Origin of the sequence: Mesorhizobium sp. WSM3224 (assembly GCF_000427725.1) — a bacterium.
Taxonomy (GTDB): Bacteria; Pseudomonadota; Alphaproteobacteria; order Rhizobiales; family Rhizobiaceae; genus Mesorhizobium.
In genome coordinates this window covers 1-15,210 of the sequence record NZ_ATYO01000051.1, presented here as the reverse complement: position 1 = coordinate 15,210, position 15,210 = coordinate 1, and the positions used below count along the sequence as shown (strand labels likewise).

General features: G+C 57.5%; 7 protein-coding genes and 7 pseudogenes. 5 read left to right on the top strand and 9 right to left on the bottom strand.

Features of this window, described 5'->3' with window-relative positions:
• A pseudogene (locus YU3_RS41455) lies at nucleotides 1-269 on the top strand (YecA family protein); the annotation flags it as partial.
• 631 nt (nucleotides 270-900) lie between these two features.
• Here the strand turns inward: YU3_RS41455 and YU3_RS0133280 are convergent.
• The 6 genes and pseudogenes from YU3_RS0133280 to YU3_RS0133255 form a co-directional block, all read right to left on the bottom strand.
• The gene (locus YU3_RS0133280; RefSeq protein ID WP_036260198.1) at nucleotides 901-1,338 is read right to left on the bottom strand and encodes an acyl-CoA thioesterase; all 438 of its coding nucleotides are present in this window, start codon (nucleotides 1,336-1,338) and stop codon (nucleotides 901-903) included.
• An 814-nt stretch (nucleotides 1,339-2,152) separates the two neighbouring features.
• On the bottom strand, nucleotides 2,153-2,983 hold the full coding sequence (locus tag YU3_RS0133275; RefSeq protein ID WP_027170216.1) for an ABC transporter permease: 831 nt from the start codon (nucleotides 2,981-2,983) through the stop codon (nucleotides 2,153-2,155).
• Nucleotides 2,984-2,988: 5 nt separating this feature from the next.
• Entirely contained in the window at nucleotides 2,989-4,239 is a 1,251-nt protein-coding gene (locus YU3_RS0133270; protein WP_027170215.1) for an ABC transporter permease, read from the bottom strand.
• 64 nt (nucleotides 4,240-4,303) lie between these two features.
• Nucleotides 4,304-5,371: an ABC transporter substrate-binding protein gene (locus YU3_RS0133265; RefSeq protein ID WP_027170214.1), complete on the bottom strand. Its 1,068-nt coding sequence runs from the start codon at nucleotides 5,369-5,371 to the stop codon at nucleotides 4,304-4,306.
• A gap of 57 nt (nucleotides 5,372-5,428) precedes the next feature.
• Nucleotides 5,429-6,517: an ABC transporter ATP-binding protein gene (locus YU3_RS0133260; RefSeq protein WP_027170213.1), complete on the bottom strand. Its 1,089-nt coding sequence runs from the start codon at nucleotides 6,515-6,517 to the stop codon at nucleotides 5,429-5,431.
• Nucleotides 6,518-6,888: 371 nt separating this feature from the next.
• Nucleotides 6,889-7,267 (bottom strand): annotated as a pseudogene (locus YU3_RS0133255) (IS5/IS1182 family transposase); the annotation flags it as partial.
• 88 nt (nucleotides 7,268-7,355) lie between these two features.
• Here YU3_RS0133255 and YU3_RS40095 point away from each other — a divergent pair.
• Nucleotides 7,356-7,865 (top strand): annotated as a pseudogene (locus tag YU3_RS40095) (hypothetical protein).
• Between the two features lie 318 nt (nucleotides 7,866-8,183).
• Here YU3_RS40095 and YU3_RS41065 read toward each other — a convergent pair.
• Both YU3_RS41065 and YU3_RS41060 read right to left on the bottom strand, forming a co-directional pair.
• A pseudogene (locus tag YU3_RS41065) lies at nucleotides 8,184-8,347 on the bottom strand (IS5/IS1182 family transposase); the annotation flags it as partial.
• A gap of 885 nt (nucleotides 8,348-9,232) precedes the next feature.
• A pseudogene (locus YU3_RS41060) lies at nucleotides 9,233-10,602 on the bottom strand (IS3 family transposase).
• 661 nt (nucleotides 10,603-11,263) lie between these two features.
• Between YU3_RS41060 and YU3_RS38900 the strand changes: the two are divergent.
• Nucleotides 11,264-11,689, top strand: a complete 426-nt coding sequence (locus tag YU3_RS38900; protein ID WP_027170206.1) for a hypothetical protein — start codon at nucleotides 11,264-11,266, stop codon at nucleotides 11,687-11,689.
• A 1,692-nt stretch (nucleotides 11,690-13,381) separates the two neighbouring features.
• Nucleotides 13,382-13,918, top strand: a complete 537-nt coding sequence (locus tag YU3_RS40085) for an OsmC family protein (RefSeq protein ID WP_198021764.1) — start codon at nucleotides 13,382-13,384, stop codon at nucleotides 13,916-13,918.
• Nucleotides 13,919-14,503: 585 nt separating this feature from the next.
• Here the strand turns inward: YU3_RS40085 and YU3_RS38165 are convergent.
• Nucleotides 14,504-14,951 (bottom strand): annotated as a pseudogene (locus YU3_RS38165) (transposase); the annotation flags it as partial.
• A 70-nt stretch (nucleotides 14,952-15,021) separates the two neighbouring features.
• Between YU3_RS38165 and YU3_RS38160 the strand changes: the two are divergent.
• Nucleotides 15,022-15,210: pseudogene (locus YU3_RS38160) on the top strand (IS66 family insertion sequence element accessory protein TnpB); the annotation flags it as partial.

Sequence of the window (15,210 nt, the reverse complement as noted above, 5' to 3'; positions counted from 1 at the left end):
GGCCGTGGTGCCAAGGGTTCTACGCGGCCATCAATCTCAACATCAAACGCTGGAAACGGCTACTCGACCTCAAGAACCCCAACCACGGCCTGCTGCTGCCGATCCTGATCTACTGCGTCGACAAAAAAGGGCGGCCCGTCCTCGGCAAACCCAGGCCGGGACCCGAGACCGCGCACTTTATCGAGCACGAGGCGTACAAAGATATCGCCCTCGTCATTCCCGCCCTCCGCGAACTCCACTACGTCACCCGTTATGATAACCCGCAGTGATCGCCCCGGCGAGCCGACTAACGGCTGACCGCCATACACGCATCAGACGACTTCGGGAAAGGTGCCTTGGTGCACCGCTTACGCAGTATGGGACACGAGGTCCGCTTGATCCCTGCGCAATACGTTCGGCCCTACGTAAAGACCAATAAGAATGATGCCGCCGATGCCGAGGCGATCTGCGAAGCAGTCACGCGGGAGATCCTGGTCATCCACCGAGTTCGGGAGATGTTGATCCGCCAGAGAACCCAGTTGATCAACGCGATCCGCGGTCACTTGGCCGAGTTCGGGGGTAATTGGTCCGAACCGGGCACACAACATCGGCCTTCTAACCGTTCTGATCGAAGATGAATCGGTAGCGCGTATTCCGCCTGTGGCGCGGCATGCGCTACGTTATCTCGTCGAACAGCTAAGAGAGGTGAAGACCAAACTCGGCCGGATCGACAGCGACTTGGTTGCCGTCGCGAGAGGCTCAGCGCCTGCCGGCGATTGATGACCATACCCGGGGTCGGCGTTGTCACCGCGAGTGCCCTGGTTTCGTCGATGCGGGACCCGGCCGACTTCAGGTCCGGCCGTCATTTTTCCGCGTCATGAAGGTCGTCGACGCAGACTAACGATGACAAGGTAATTCACACTATCGCGGTATGCCCATTCGGCGACTGACAATGCCCGGATCGAATTTACTACTGTCGGCCTCGACACGGCGTCCAAGCTCGGACATTACATCCGGCAGGAATGCCTCTACGCGGCGCGATAGCAGGTTGAAATTCAGGAAAAGCTGTTCAGCTGTCGCCAGTAAAGTTCCGTCTCCGCGCACCATTGTTTGCGCGACATGGACTCGCTTTTCGTCAAGATCGGCTATCCAAGTAGTGAGGACCAGATCGTCGCCGCGCATCGCTTCTTGCTTGTAAGCGACCCGCGCTTCGGCGGTGACCAGGCCAGAGATCACAGAGCCATCGGGGGTTAGCTGTATCACATGGCCAAGCTGTAAATCCGCAGCTCTACTGAACGCTCCCAGATAGTGCACCATATTCATGTGCCCATATCCGTCGATAAGATCGTCGGTGACCATTGTTGCGAATTTTCGGGTCGCATCCATGTATTTGCCCAATCTCGTGTGATCTTAGCGGATTACACTGCCGTTGTGATAACGCTTTGAACAAGATGCACCCAGTCGGCAGCCTTTCATTAGTTCCATCTGTGCACAAAATAGATCCACTTCTTTGTGTCGCTCTGAAGATCGATGCGCCGCCAGCGCACCTCGCCATGGACGGGCCCTACTCTGGGCAAGCTGACAACCGACTGGGTTTCCCGGCGGCGGTTGGCCTTCAGCCTTCGGGCCATGGCGCTGAATGTGATTCATTCAGTCCCGCAGCGTTGCCGGTCCATCCGCCAATCTTCGCGGCCGCCGCCCCTTATGGCGTCCAAAACCGCCGTGAACGACAACGATCGCCGGATCTGAGCTTTGGCCAGCGTCCTTACGTCGATGCCAAACGGCGAACCTCCGATGGCGCACCCGTTCTGGACGCCTCTCTAGTTCCTTCCACGCGTGACGTTTATGAGGCCCGGAGCTCGCGGGTATCAATCTTGGCGAGAACAACGAGCCCCCAAGCCGTATAGGTCGATGCAGACCGGCCGCTACAAGAAATAACTTTCCTGCCGGCAAGGCGGGCAGCTGTACTGGGCAAGCTAGGCGCTTTTGCCCAACTCTGATTGTGACGGGCCTCGATGCACCGTCCGCCGCACCAGCCGCATGACAAGTGACAACAACCTCGCGATCGACAGAAAGGGGCATTATCAAGCGCCACCGGGGTAATAAGAGGACAAATTCTCTTCATCGCCACCCATGAGTTAGAATTACTGACCAGCAGCACCCCTTGGAACCTTCAGGTGCCCCGGATACCGCGCAGACGCTCCGACCGCCTCCGCAGGAGCTCAACCGCAGTCAGCATCGCGGTAGCGAACAAAACCAATACGGCAGCGGCAGCAATAATGGTGGGGCTGATTTGCTCCCGGATCCCTGAAAACATCACCAAGGGCAAAGTTCGCTGCTGAGGGCCGGCGACAAAAAGTGCAATGACGACCTCGTCGAAGGACGCAACGAAGGCAAAAAGCGAACCAGCAATCATACCAGGACTTATAAGAGGCAGTATTACTTTGAAAAACACGGTGATCGACGGCGCCCCAAGTCCAGACGCCGCACGAACGAGTGAATTATCTAAGCCCACCAGAGTTGCGCTTACCGTTACTACTACATACGGCGCAGCAATCGCCGTGTGCGCTAATATCACCCCCGTATACGAGTTTACTAGCCCCACGTTCGCGTAGAAGAAATAGACTGCTACCGCAGTAATTATGGTCGGCACGATCATCGGCGATATCACTATACCCAACACCGCCGTACGCCAAGGGAAGTTCGGCCGGCTGAGCCCAAGTGCAGCTAGCGTGCCCAAAACGGAGGACAGTAGCGTCGCCGCTACGGCGACAAAAAATGAGTTTTGCAAACCGCCTTGCCACCGGGCTGACAAAAGGAACTCCTCATACCAGCGAAACGAAAATCCGGACATCGGATAGGTGAAGAAAGGCACTGAATTGAACGAGAGTGGTATGACCATCAAGACGGGCGCCACAAGAAACAGTAGCACAGTGCCGGAGATAATCCTATGCAACCAGTACCAACCTTTTTCGATCGTAGAAGCATAGACCAACGTAGACATCGTTCTCACCCGATCTTGAGTCGGTTGACGTCAACCAGCTTATTGAACACGTAGTATAGAAGGAGCGTCGCAACGAGAAGGAGTGCGCTGAGTGCAGAGGCCAAACCCCAGTTTATCTGCTTGTTGGTATAGTTAGCGATAAAATACCCCACCATCTGGTCGCTTGGACCGCCTACGAGAGCCGGGGTGAGATAGTAACCAAGGCATAAGATGAAGGTCAGCAGACATCCGGCAGCAATACCGGGCAGTGTCTGGGGAAAGTAGACCCGCCAGAAGGCGTAGAACGAACCGGCGCCGAGTGAGCGGGCGGCACGGATATGACTCGGCGGGATCGTCTTCATGACACTATAGATCGGCAGCAGTGTGACGGGAAGCTGGATTTGGGTCATAGCAACGATCGTTGCGAATCGGGTGAATATAAGATCCGCAGGATGCGATATGATATGTAGCCCTACGAGGGCTTGGTTGACGACACCGTTCTGCTGCAACAGTACGACCCAAGCGACCGTCCGCACAAGCATTGACGTCCAAAATGGCAAGACGATCAAAATCATCAGGAGATTGCTGGATTTTGGCGACAAGGTCGCCAAAAGATAAGCGACAGGAAAGCCTAAAAGAAACGTTGCGGCTGTTACGCCAACGCTTATCCCGAACGTCCGCAGGAAAGCGTCGCGGAAGATTGCGGTTTCCGGTGGGGTAGCCACGATCTGGCTGTCGGCCCCATATTGGTAGTCGACTGAGCGTAGCAGGTAGTATGCCGTAAAAGGCGAGGCGCCACGCTTAAAAAAATTCCAGACCTCCTTACGCTCCCAAAGCGGATCTATCTGGATCAGCGCCGCCTTGTAAGGACCGGTTAAAAGCGTGCTCGCCTTTCGGGCGCTGGACGTGAACTGACTTCCGGTGCCTGGTAGCTCATAGTTCATCCGCACGGCGACTGAGCCCATCGTCTTCTGTTCCCACGTATCCCGCAGATCCTTGGCGAGAGCGGCAAAGACTTGCTCGCCGGGAAGGTCGTTGCCGTCCCAGGCAGCAAGTGCTGCCGTAGTTCGCGGCATCAGCGTCAGCAACGTGTCGTCATGGACAGCGTTAAACAGCATCCGACCAATCGGAAACACGAATGTTATTACAAGGAACAATAGCAGTGGCAGTACGAGCGCGAATGCCCTCAGCTTGCCCCAACGCTCCGAACGCCGAAGTTCCGCTCGCAGCAGCATATTCTTCTCACTGCCGGCAGTTTGGGCTACTGTCGCTGCCATAGGCTCCTCTCCCGGTTCATGAGTCAGGTGCCGGGAAGACTTAAGTCTTCCCGGCAATTGTCGCCTATTGGGCAAGCCATGCGGTAAAGCGTTGATTTAGGTCGTCGCCCTTCTCGTTCCAGAAGGCAGTGTCAGTTTTGATAGCATTGGTCATATGCTCGGGCGCATTTGCAAGCCAAGGTAAAACCTCGCCGCCGACAAACTCCATTGCATCCTTGTTCGCGGGCCCGTAAGGGATGTATTTTGTCAACGTTCCTTGTACTTCGGGTGAGGCCGCATAAGCAATGAATTTATAGGCATCGTCCAAATGTGGTCCGCCCGCAGGAATGACCCAGACGTTTCCCACTCCGGGAAGTTGGGCGTCCCACATGATCGCGAAATTCTTGCCTGAGTTCTTGTTGGCGTCGTAGATGCGGCCGTTGTAAGCTGCAGTCATCACGACCTGGCCGTCAGCGAGAAGCTGCGGGGGTTGGGCTCCAGCCTCCCACCAGATAACGTCCTTCTTGATCGTGTCGAGCTTCTTGAAGGCCCGATCCACGCCCTCTGGCGTATTGAGGACCTTATAGACATCCTGCACGGGCACGCCATCGGCGACAAGCGCCCATTCAAGATTGCCGGCGGCAGTTTTCTCAAGTCCGCGCTTGCCGGGAAATTTTTTTGTATCGAAGAGGTCCGCGATGGTCTTCGGACCGTCCGGCAACTTATCCTTGTCGTATGCAACAACGGAACTTGATATGACTGACGGAACACCGCACTCGTACATATCCCCATCTATAAATTTGGACCGGTTGAGTCCCAACTTGTTCCAGTCTATCCGTTCCAACAATCCCTGATCACAAAGTCGATTGACCCAAGTCGAATACCCATCAACTACATCCCAAGTTACACTTTTAGTCTCGACCATAGCCTGTATTTTGGCAGCGTCGCCACTGTACTCATCTTCATTGACCGCGACGCCAGTCGTTTTGGAGAATGGTTCGAACCAAGCTTGGCTTTCAGCCCGCTGTAAGGCGCCCCCCCAAGACGTGATCGTGATTTGATCGGCCGCTGCACCTGGCTTCGTTAATACAAATGTGCTAGCGACCAATCCGATTATCACAAGTGTTTTCTTGCTTAGTGCTGAGCTTCTCATTAATTGTCCCCTGGTTAGCCTCGCACCCGAGGCACGTTAAAATTAGAGTTCCCGACGTCATCCGGCGTCCAGCGCCCGACAGTCCTGCGTTTTCCAGCCGATTGTGAGCTGGGCACCTTCATGCACTTGCACCCCATCGGAATTGGGCAGCTTGATCACCAGATCATGACCGCCAACCGACACACGGACTCGGACGTGGTCTCCCAGGTAGATCAGCTCCTCGACTCTGGCGTTAAGGGTATTTGGCAGGGAACCCGGCGCCGGATTGAGTTTCACCCGTTCCGGGCGCAACGATATCAAAACCGGCCGCCCGACGGCTTCGGCATTGATCACCAGGGCATGGACGTTGCCCATACCCGATACCTCCACCGTGCAGCTTGCGCCGTCCATGTCTATCACCTTGCCGCGCAGCAGGTTGTTATCTCCCACGAACTGCGCAACAAACGCGTTCTGCGGTTGCTCGTACAGGCCTGCCGGCGAAGCAAGTTGGTGGATGAGCCCATCGTTGAACACCGCTATTCGGTCCGACATGGTCAGTGCCTCACTTTGATCATGTGTGACATAGACAATGGTGACGCCAAGAGCTTTATGGATGCGCCTTATCTCGAGTTGCATCTGATCGCGCAATTGTTTGTCGAGCGCGCCCAGCGGCTCGTCCATAAGAACCAGATTGGGATCGAAACAGAGCGCTCGAGCAAGCGCGACACGTTGCTGTTGACCCCCCGAAAGCTGACCTGGCAGGCGCTTGCCATAGTCGCCAAGCCGGACCATATCCAGCGCCCGCGTGATCCTGTCCTTGATCTCCATTTTGCCGCGTTTTCGAACTTTTAAAGGAAATGCCAGGTTCTCCTCTACCGTCATATGCGGAAAAAGTGCGTAATTCTGAAACACCATGCCGATATCTCGTTTGTGCGGAGGCAGATTATCGATCGCTCGACCGTCAATAAAAATCCGGCCTTGAGTAGGCACCTCAAAGCCGGCGAGCATCATTAAGGTCGTCGTCTTGCCAGAGCCAGAGGGCCCCAACAGGGTTAAAAACTCTCCACGAGCAATGTCGAGATTGAGTTTTTTGACGACGAGAGTTTTGCCATCGTAGGTCTTCTGAACATCGGAAAACTTTACAAAGGCGTCGTTTGCGCCTGGCATTCCCGTTATTCCCAATGCTGGCGCTTGTCCCGCACTGCACTTGTTTCGCCTGGTGAGATCGCTCTGAGCACTCCCACCGAGATAGGCGCTCGAGACGAGTCTACGGTCGGCCAGATGGTGCATTTTTCATCCCTCTGCTATGCATTTTTTTTTGCGGCGAATGTCAATGCTCGCCGAATTTGGCACGCAGCGCGACTGGCGGACCAATTTGCATATTTGGTCCATTTGATGATCAACGGGCTAGTGCGTCAAACGCAATTTCCATATTGTCATCATCTGGACTCGAGATGGAGCTCGATCCTTTGCGCCACATCCACCAACCCATTTTTCAGGCTAGGCAGTCGGCCGTGAACAATGGAGGGATCAGGCCGTTAGTTCTTTCGGCTGACTTGAGAGGCGGCGAGGAGAAGCCACAAATGAGCCTTCAGCCACCTGAGCAGGAGGGAGAAGTTGTACGGCGGCCAGGATGGCGTTGACGGCGCCGCCCTGCTTGCTGGCGAGATAGTTGCGGCCCATCCGGTGCTCAGCCTTGATGTGGCCGATCACCGGCTCGACGGCCGATCGCTGCCGCATCTGGCGCTTAATGGCCGGCGTCACCGGGCGCTTCTTACCAGCGGTGGAGACCCTGAACTTGTGGCTCTCCGGTGTGTTGTGGCCGCGATAGCCGGCCTCGGCGAGGATGCGGCTGATCTCGTTGCCGATGGTCTTTTCTATGTCAGGGACGGTCGCTGCGAGCGTGTGGCCGTCATAGATCCTATGAGGAAGGTGGATAGCGACCCGCGCTTGGTGGCACCGGAGGTCACATTGCATCAAGCAACCACCTTACCTGGAGGTCAGCATGTCCGTTGCAGTGCATTACCCCGAGGCGCCGATCAGTCTCCGCACCGATCTTGGCGCAATATTCACCTCGTTGGAAATCTACCGCCGAAATGGCTGGTCACCTCGCTGCTGCCGGGTGGCGGCGAAAAGATCTCCAAGCATTGGGTGGCGGCCGGCGACACCGTCGGCCTGCTGAAACGGTTCGCCTCACTCAACAGGAAGGCCCAGGCGCGGACCGGCCGATGCTTTTCGATCGTCGTCATCCAGGAGGCCGGGCTCGACGGCTTCTGGATCCACTGCGTGCTGGAGGCGGAGGCTACGCACGATGCTGGTCCAACTTGCCTGGCTGTGGCTGCGCCATCAACGGCAATCGGCGCTCTCCCTGTGGTTCAAGGAGCGGGTGAAGCAGAACGGTGGCCGTCTGAAGAAGGCGCTGATTGTGGCGCTCGCCCGCAAGCTACTCGTAGCACTGTGGAAATACGTCAACGCCGGCATCGTCGTCAACGGGGTAGTCATGACCGCCGCCTGATCACGATCCGTCACCTCAAGCCGAGTTCTACGCTTCGGTCGGGACCCGATCAGTCCTGGCTGATCCAGGTGGGCGAACCGAGCAATCCCATGGCCAATGCCGCTTCATAGATTGGTTCGCCGTCCTGCGCCCTTGTCCGCCGCAAGCGGGATGTTGGTGCTGCTGTATTAAACAGCGAGCGTGTATAAGGTGGATTTGGCTCGGGAAACGGGCCGCGTCATGCCATCGGGGCTCAGACCATGGATTCCGAGCGACAGCACGAGAAAGAGAAAAGAATGTCACCTGGCAAATCCATTCCACTTGACCCTCCTCATATAAGGGATTGCCGGGCAGCGCTTTTGCATGCAGGGCGAGCTGGCACCTTTTGAGCGCTTCAGCGTGGTGGCCACCGACACCTTCACCCCGAACTCGTAGGTCGCATGCGCCCTGCCCTTATCGATGCATTCCACCTCGTGCGCATGAAGGCTGTAGATTTTGCGGCCAGGCAGCGAACTCGCGCCCGAGCGGAACATGGACGGATCGCCGCAAATGCGGTCGGCTGTGATCGGCCGATGCCGGAGATCGAGGCAAGCAATCGGCACTCGAATCCACGAGAGCTTGCAACGAACAACACGCAGCGCTAGCTAGTTTCCGTCCATAAACGTGCGTATTTCAGTGCGTTTACAATGAGTTGCGCGCGATTGAAAGCGCCTTGACGGGTGCGGACGGGTCGAAGAGTGCTGTTTGCTGCCAAAATGGTGTCACCGGCGCGTGCGGTGGCGGCCGGCATGGTTGGTGCGGGGCAACTTGCGATCCCGGGGGGCAGTTCAGGTCGGCTTGAGGCGGGTGAAGATGACGGGGTTGTAGGCCACGACTGAGGACTAGACGTAGGTCTTGAAGTGATCGAGGCCGTGCCAAGTGGCAACGCGCCAAACCGTAAGCACGCTTGAGGCATGAAATGCCGGCCTCGATGCCGGCGCGGAAGTTGCGAAGCTTGCGATAGACCCACTTGCCCGCGGCGACCCCCGCCAGTATCTAATCTGTTCATCGCGCCCCGCGACAGGCGGCCGTCCTGGTGAAGGCAATGGCGCTCGTCCAGACCGTGCCGATCTCCCCTTTCGAATGCTCATCGCAACCTCCAACTTCAGAGTGTTGCGACGACCGCTTGAATCCACCCAAAAGGCCTATCGCTGAATGCCTGGAGCCGCGCCCGAAAGATCCAAGCAAATAAGCTCAACGTCGTCGGGGAGATAGTCCGGACAATGACGGAACGACTGGAAGCTACCCCCGCCATGAGGGAAGCAAATTATCCGATACGACGGCTCGAGTGAATTCTTTGCGACGCTAAGAGACCTCTCCGATGAACTGACCCCGTAAAGTTGGACGGTTCATTGATCTGGTAGATTTAAGGGCTGGGTCCTGTATTGCACAGGGGCCAGCCCTTTCAGTTTCAGTTTGATGCGGCGGTGGTTGTAGTAGTCGATGTAGTGCTCGATGGCCGTATCGAGGCTTTGGACGGTTTCGAACCTTTCCGGATGGAAGAGTTCGGATTTGAGCGTGGCGAAGAAGCTCTCAATCGGTGCGTTGTCGAGGCAATTGCCTTTGCGTGACATGCTTTGTGCAAGGCCTCTGGCTTCCAGCCTACGCTGGAATGCCGACATCTGGTACTGCCATCCTTGATCGGAATGCAGGATTGGCCGTTCGTCCTCATCGAGTCGGGCGAAGGCTTTGGTCAGCATATTGTCCACCAGTTTGAAGCGTGGGCGGCGCGCCGTCTCGAAGGCGACGATCTCGCCATTGTAGAGGTCCATGATGGGAGACAGATAGAGCTTGTCGCCGGCCACGCTGAACTCCGTCACGTCGGTCACCCATTTGCGGTTGGCGCGGTCGGCGCTGAACTTGCGCTGCAACAGATCGGGAGCGGTCCGCCCAACCCCGCCCCTGTAGGAACGATACTTCTTCGGCCTGACCAGCGACTTCAATCCCATCCCGGCCATCAGGCTCTGGACGGTCTTGTGGTTGACGCGTTGACCCGACTGGCGCAATTGCGCGGTCACCCGGCGATAGCCGTAGCGGCCCTTGTGGCTGTCGAAGATGGCCTTGATCGCCTCCTTCAGCGCCGCATGGCGGTCCGGGCGCGAGGTCGCCTTTTGCCTGTAATAGAACGTGCTGCGCGGCAGCTTTGCCAGTTCGAGTAGTCCCTCAAGCGGATGCAACGGCCTTAACGCCTGGACGGCTTGCGCTTTTTGGGCGCGTGTTCCTGCGTTAAGGCCTTCAGTTTTTTTAGGTAGGCGTTCTCCATGCGCAGATAGTTCAGTTCAGCCATGAGCTCCTCACGGCTCTTGGCCTCATCATTGCGCGCTTCAGGCGGCTCAAGCGGCGGTTCAGGCGCCGGTTTTGGCATCGATCGCGGTCTTCCTCTGGGGCGCGGGGCGAGCGCCTCTATCCCGCCCGCATGATAACGCTTCTCCCAGCCCGCCAGGCAACCCGCGTTGCGAATGTTGAACAACGCCGCCGTCTGGCGATACGACAGACTTTCTCCCCACATCCGCTCGAGCACTGACAGCTTGAACGCCGCGTCGTAATGATCGTATTTGCCCAACAGCCCGGCATCGCCGTGCGCTTGGTACAAAGCAACCCACTTGCGGACAGTCGCCGCGTCAATGCCAGCAGCGGCGCCAGCGCTTGCGTAACTCTCGTCCCCGCTCAAGTAGCGCTCAACAATCGAGCGCTTCTCAATCTCGCTGAATCTGGACATGCAAAACCCCCGAAGGTTGTGTCCAACTTTCGGGGGTCAGTTCACGATTGGGGTCGTTTTGGTCAAGATGCTCCTGCACCTTTTTCTGGACCGTTCCGTGGGGTCACTCGCTTCTCTTCGCGATCAGCGTTTGGGCCGCCGCATGATGGGGTCAGGAGCAGGGGAATCGCATATGGCTTTTTGGGACTTGAAATTGGACTAGGAAGGGATTCTTTGAGGGGGCAGTCTAACTGAGGAGAGACTGCCATTTCCCGCCTAGAGAGCTATTTCGGCTCGGTGCCTGATCCGCGCGCTGGCAATGCATGCATCGGCTTGGCGACCTTATCGTGATGATGATCGCCGCAAGCCTTTGATAGAGTACGAGGTGGCGCCTAGTCACGACACCTTCTCGCGGCTGCTTCGGCTGCTTGACCCGAAGGCTTTCGGGCGTGCGTTCGCGGCGTTTGCCGCGGGCTTTGCGCGCTTGCCAGGAAGTGGTCTCGCTCGATGGCAAGGAACTGCGACGGGCCTATGAGAAGGGTCTTGCGGCCAGCCCACCTCTGACGGTGTCGGCCTTTGCCGCCGAGACACGGCTGTGCTTGGCGGCAGTGTCGCCCGGCGCGGGCGAGAACGAGGTCGAAGCAGCTCTTAAAGTCGTCGAACTCATTGATCTCACTGGCGAATGGTCACGGCTGACGCGCTCCACTGCCACACGCGCATGGCACAAGCCATTACTGAACGGGGCGGCGATTACCTGCTCGCGCTCAAGGGAAATCGCCGCCATTGGGTGGCTCACGCCAACCAAAGTTTGACCGAGATCATCCCCGCGCTCGCAGAGCGGACCGAAACCAGCCATGGCCGCGACGAGTGGCGACAGGCGGAGATCGTAGCTGCAGCCATACCGCTGATGCCCGGCCACAAAGCCTTCATCCGCATCACCAGCCGACGCGATAAAGCCGAACCGGTGACGCGCTTGTTCATGACCTCGACACTGCTATCGCCGCAGCAGGCCGTGTCGGCCCACACTTTCGAGCCGGTGTTGTTCTTGTCCAGCACGTTGGAAAGCTGCGCAAGGGACCGGCTCGCGTCAAAAGACTGCGACACATAGGCGCCTCCTTCCGGCGGTTGCTTCTACAGCGCCGAAGAATGCCACACCCCTTGCCGCTCGGCCCATAGCATCTACCTCAGTGGGTACGATCCAGCTATCCCGTCGTATGCGCGCACCCTAATGGCTTCTTCTTACCTAGCCAAGGTTCGCATGACTTTTTTGATTGGCACGTCGATTGCTTCGAACACGGTGAGGGCTGGTTACGAAAAAGGCGGTACCGCGGTCACGACCCCCGGAGTTCAGGTGAAATCTGGTCTTTCAATCCAGCGGAGTGCCGTGGATGGGCTGAGAGGTGAAAGATGAAGGATTGGTCTCGTCCCCGGTGCCTGCAATCAGACATTTCTGTCGACATTCAGACCTTCGGCCAGGCCCACCGGTGCGTCATGTGTCACGTCGGCTCGATTTCAGGCTAACGCTGGCAAAGCCTGCAAAGCAGCTTTACACTTTCCAGAACAAGGGCCTGTTTACCTATGACGACGCTCGCGACTTTAAAGGCTACTATTTGCTCGGCCTTGGGGCATGACATTAGCTTTTCGGGCGAGCCACTAAGTGATCCGATTCCGCTTCCATTTGCCACGGAAACCGACATGCTGGGAAACGTCTCGCTCCGTCGTCGGCGTGAGTTCGCTTGGGGACGGCATCACGCTCGTGAGGCGTTGCATCAATTGGGTGTTGTCCCGATCTTGTCAAGGGCAGATGGCGCTCCTCTGTGGCCTTCCGGAGTCGTCGGAAGCATTTCCCACTCTTGCTGCGACTGCGGATCCGTTGCCGGACGTGTCGATAACGTGCTCGCTCTTGGGCTGGACATTGAAGATGATGAACCACTCGGAGCGGACCAGCTCCCGATCATATGCAGGCCTACCGAAACAGAGTGGGCGGAATGGTCCAGCAGTTGTTTCGGTCCGAAACTGATCTTTGTGACAAAAAGAAGCCGTTTACAATTCATACGCGCCGAATACTTGTGCATTCTTGGATGTTCAAGATGTCTGTGTCAGGAACAAGCACGAAAGCGGGTCGTTCGAGGCCGAGATTGTCAACTCACACAAACCTATGAGTTTCGGCAGTCGGATCATAACCGGGAATTATCTCCCATTTCGCATGGGGATGATGGCCGTGGCTGCGCGATTTCGAGAAGCGTGATGCCTTTGGTTGAGCATTGGATGCTCTCGATGCAGGCGTGCCCTGCGCGTGGGCAGTGGCCAATGCGCTTTATGGTTCGGATCGACGCTATTCCGAATGCGGAAGCCACGGCCAGCCTTATGTTCTGGCGGTTCGGTCTAGTCGGGGAGCCTTCTGTGGTTGCTGCCCGTATGCAAGAAGTTTCCCAACCTGACGTGCGTGGTGATCGAGTGCGGTCTTCTGTCAGGCCTTCATGTGCGGCATTTCCAGAAGCCACTGGCCGGTATGTGATCTGCAGATCAGGTCCAAATCCCAACAACGAGCACATTGGCTCTTTTGCTCCAGCTAGGTCAGTTTCCGTCCATAAACGCAGTATTCGACGCGTTTACAATGGCTTGCGCCCTAGTGGAATGCGCCTTTTGACGCGCAGGGACGGATCGAAGAGCGCTGATTGTCGCCAAAATGGTGTGATCGGCGCGATGATAGGCACGCGGTGGCGGCCGGGATGGGTCGGCGCGGTCAACTGCGATGCCGAGGGTCCGTTCAGGTCGGCTTGAGGCGGGTGGTGACAACATGAACGATATACAACCTTCAACGGAGCTGGGGCGACTTTTTGCCCAGCTCCGTGCCGAGACTTCCTCCGGCGACCCGCGTGTATGTGTTGAGACGATGTCGGGGCGCACACAGCAGGTGGAAGCCCTGCGTTCAGAATCTCGGTTCAGCGGTCTGGCTCTAACAATTGATGAACCAGTTAGTTTCGGCGGGACGGGAGCCGCACCAAATCCCGCCGAGGTGATGTTGGCTGCGCTGGGCGCCAGCATGGAAGTCACCATCAGATGCTACGCCGATTTTCTGGGTATAAACGTGAAGTCGATTGGCGTGGAGCTGTCGGCACAAATGAACAGCCAGGGCTTTTTTGGAACGGGTGAAGGGGTTCGATCTGGCTTTCCCGCGATATCCGCGACCGTGAAAATTGTCAGTGATGAGCAGTCGGAAGCCATCTCCCAATTATTGACGATCGCTGAGCGTTGCTGCCCGGTGCTCGATAACATCAGGCACCCCACTGAGGTGGCGTTATCTTTTGATCTTGTTAAGCCGAGTGAAGTTTGAACGAGCCTAGCAGAACGGGTGAGCTGTTTCGGCGACAACCCGCTTGAGCTTGCACTTTCGGCACCTGGATGCCCGTAGGAGCGGTAGAATAGCTGAATTTGAGATTGCTTATAGCGCGGCGATCTGGGAGAGACCTGCGCGACATATGTAGAACGGCCACGCGGGCAAGCGCTTTTTCAGACATTTCATCCAGGGGGATAGGTGCGATCATATGTCCGGCCTTTCAGCGCGGTCTAAGACCGCTGGCGTCGATGAAATTCGCGATCCGAGGGGCTGATCAATCTGACGCGCTGTAAGAGACCTTTCTGATTGGGGTCGTTTTGGTCAAGATGCTCCTGCACCTTTTTCTGGACCGTTCCGTGGGGTCACTCGCTTCTCTTCGCGGTCAGCGTTTGGGCCGCCGCATGATGGGGTCAGGAGAGCGAGGCGTCTCAATCTGTTTCACGACCTTGCCGCGCTTGGGCCGGCAGGTTCGGGACTCTCAACGAGATCGCCCTCGCCCATCGTCCCCCACGGAACGATCCGGGCATCGCCCTTTCGGGCGAAGGCTTTGTTCGTGTTGCTTGCTCCTCGATCTGTCTCAGTTCACGCGGCCAGGGGAACAGGCTCCTTTCCGAAGCGGAACTCGGTCGCGTCGGCCCACATGCGATGCCTGAATGACGGCCAGTTTGCGGGCGACCGCGACCCGGGCTCGTGCCATGCCGCGCCGTCTGGCGATGTTCATACCCAATGCTCTGAGGCTCGACCACTTCTTCGATCGCACCAGCAGTGTGTGGGCCGCCTCATAAAGCGCGGTACGTGCAAGTTCGTCGCCGCATCGACTGACCTTTCCCTGGATGTCGGTTTCGCCGGACTGGTAGCGTGCCGGCGTCAATCCCAGATGCGCTCCCACCGACTGCGAGGAGCCGAACCGCTCCGGCCGGTCGATCGTGGCGCGGAAGGCGAGCGCGGTGATCGGCCCAACGCCCGGCGCGCTCATCAGCCGCCGGCAAACTTTCTCCTTGCGCACGATATCGAGAACCTGCTTCGTCAGGCGGGCGAACTCTGTAAGCGCTGCACCACGGCACCTTGCAATGGGCTGATGAACATGGAGCTTTCGCGCCATGACATTGGAACATGCAGGGGGCGATGTGGTCGCCGAGTTAAGCGGTGCGGCGGCGGCCGAAGATCGTGCAACGATGCCCGGCCGCGCGCGGCAACGGAGGCTGTGGAGTTGCGCCGAGAAGCGCGCGTTGGTCGACCTGGCGAGCGCGGCGGGGTCGTCGGTGACCGAGGTCGCGCAAGCGTTCGGC

What these genes read in the sequence shown, in the direction of transcription:
- YU3_RS0133275 (WP_027170216.1), bottom strand. Translation starts at nt 2,983, where the DNA reads ATGTCTACGTTGGTCTATGCTTCTACGATCGAAAAAGGTTGGTACTGG.
- YU3_RS0133260 (WP_027170213.1), bottom strand. Translation starts at nt 6,517, where the DNA reads ATGCCAGGCGCAAACGACGCCTTTGTAAAGTTTTCCGATGTTCAGAAG.
- YU3_RS0133280 (WP_036260198.1), bottom strand. Translation starts at nt 1,338, where the DNA reads ATGGTCACCGACGATCTTATCGACGGATATGGGCACATGAATATGGTG.
- YU3_RS0133270 (WP_027170215.1), bottom strand. Translation starts at nt 4,239, where the DNA reads ATGGCAGCGACAGTAGCCCAAACTGCCGGCAGTGAGAAGAATATGCTG.
- YU3_RS40085 (WP_198021764.1), top strand. Translation starts at nt 13,382, where the DNA reads ATGAACGATATACAACCTTCAACGGAGCTGGGGCGACTTTTTGCCCAG.
- YU3_RS0133265 (WP_027170214.1), bottom strand. Translation starts at nt 5,371, where the DNA reads ATGAGAAGCTCAGCACTAAGCAAGAAAACACTTGTGATAATCGGATTG.
- YU3_RS38900 (WP_027170206.1), top strand. Translation starts at nt 11,264, where the DNA reads ATGGTCACGGCTGACGCGCTCCACTGCCACACGCGCATGGCACAAGCC.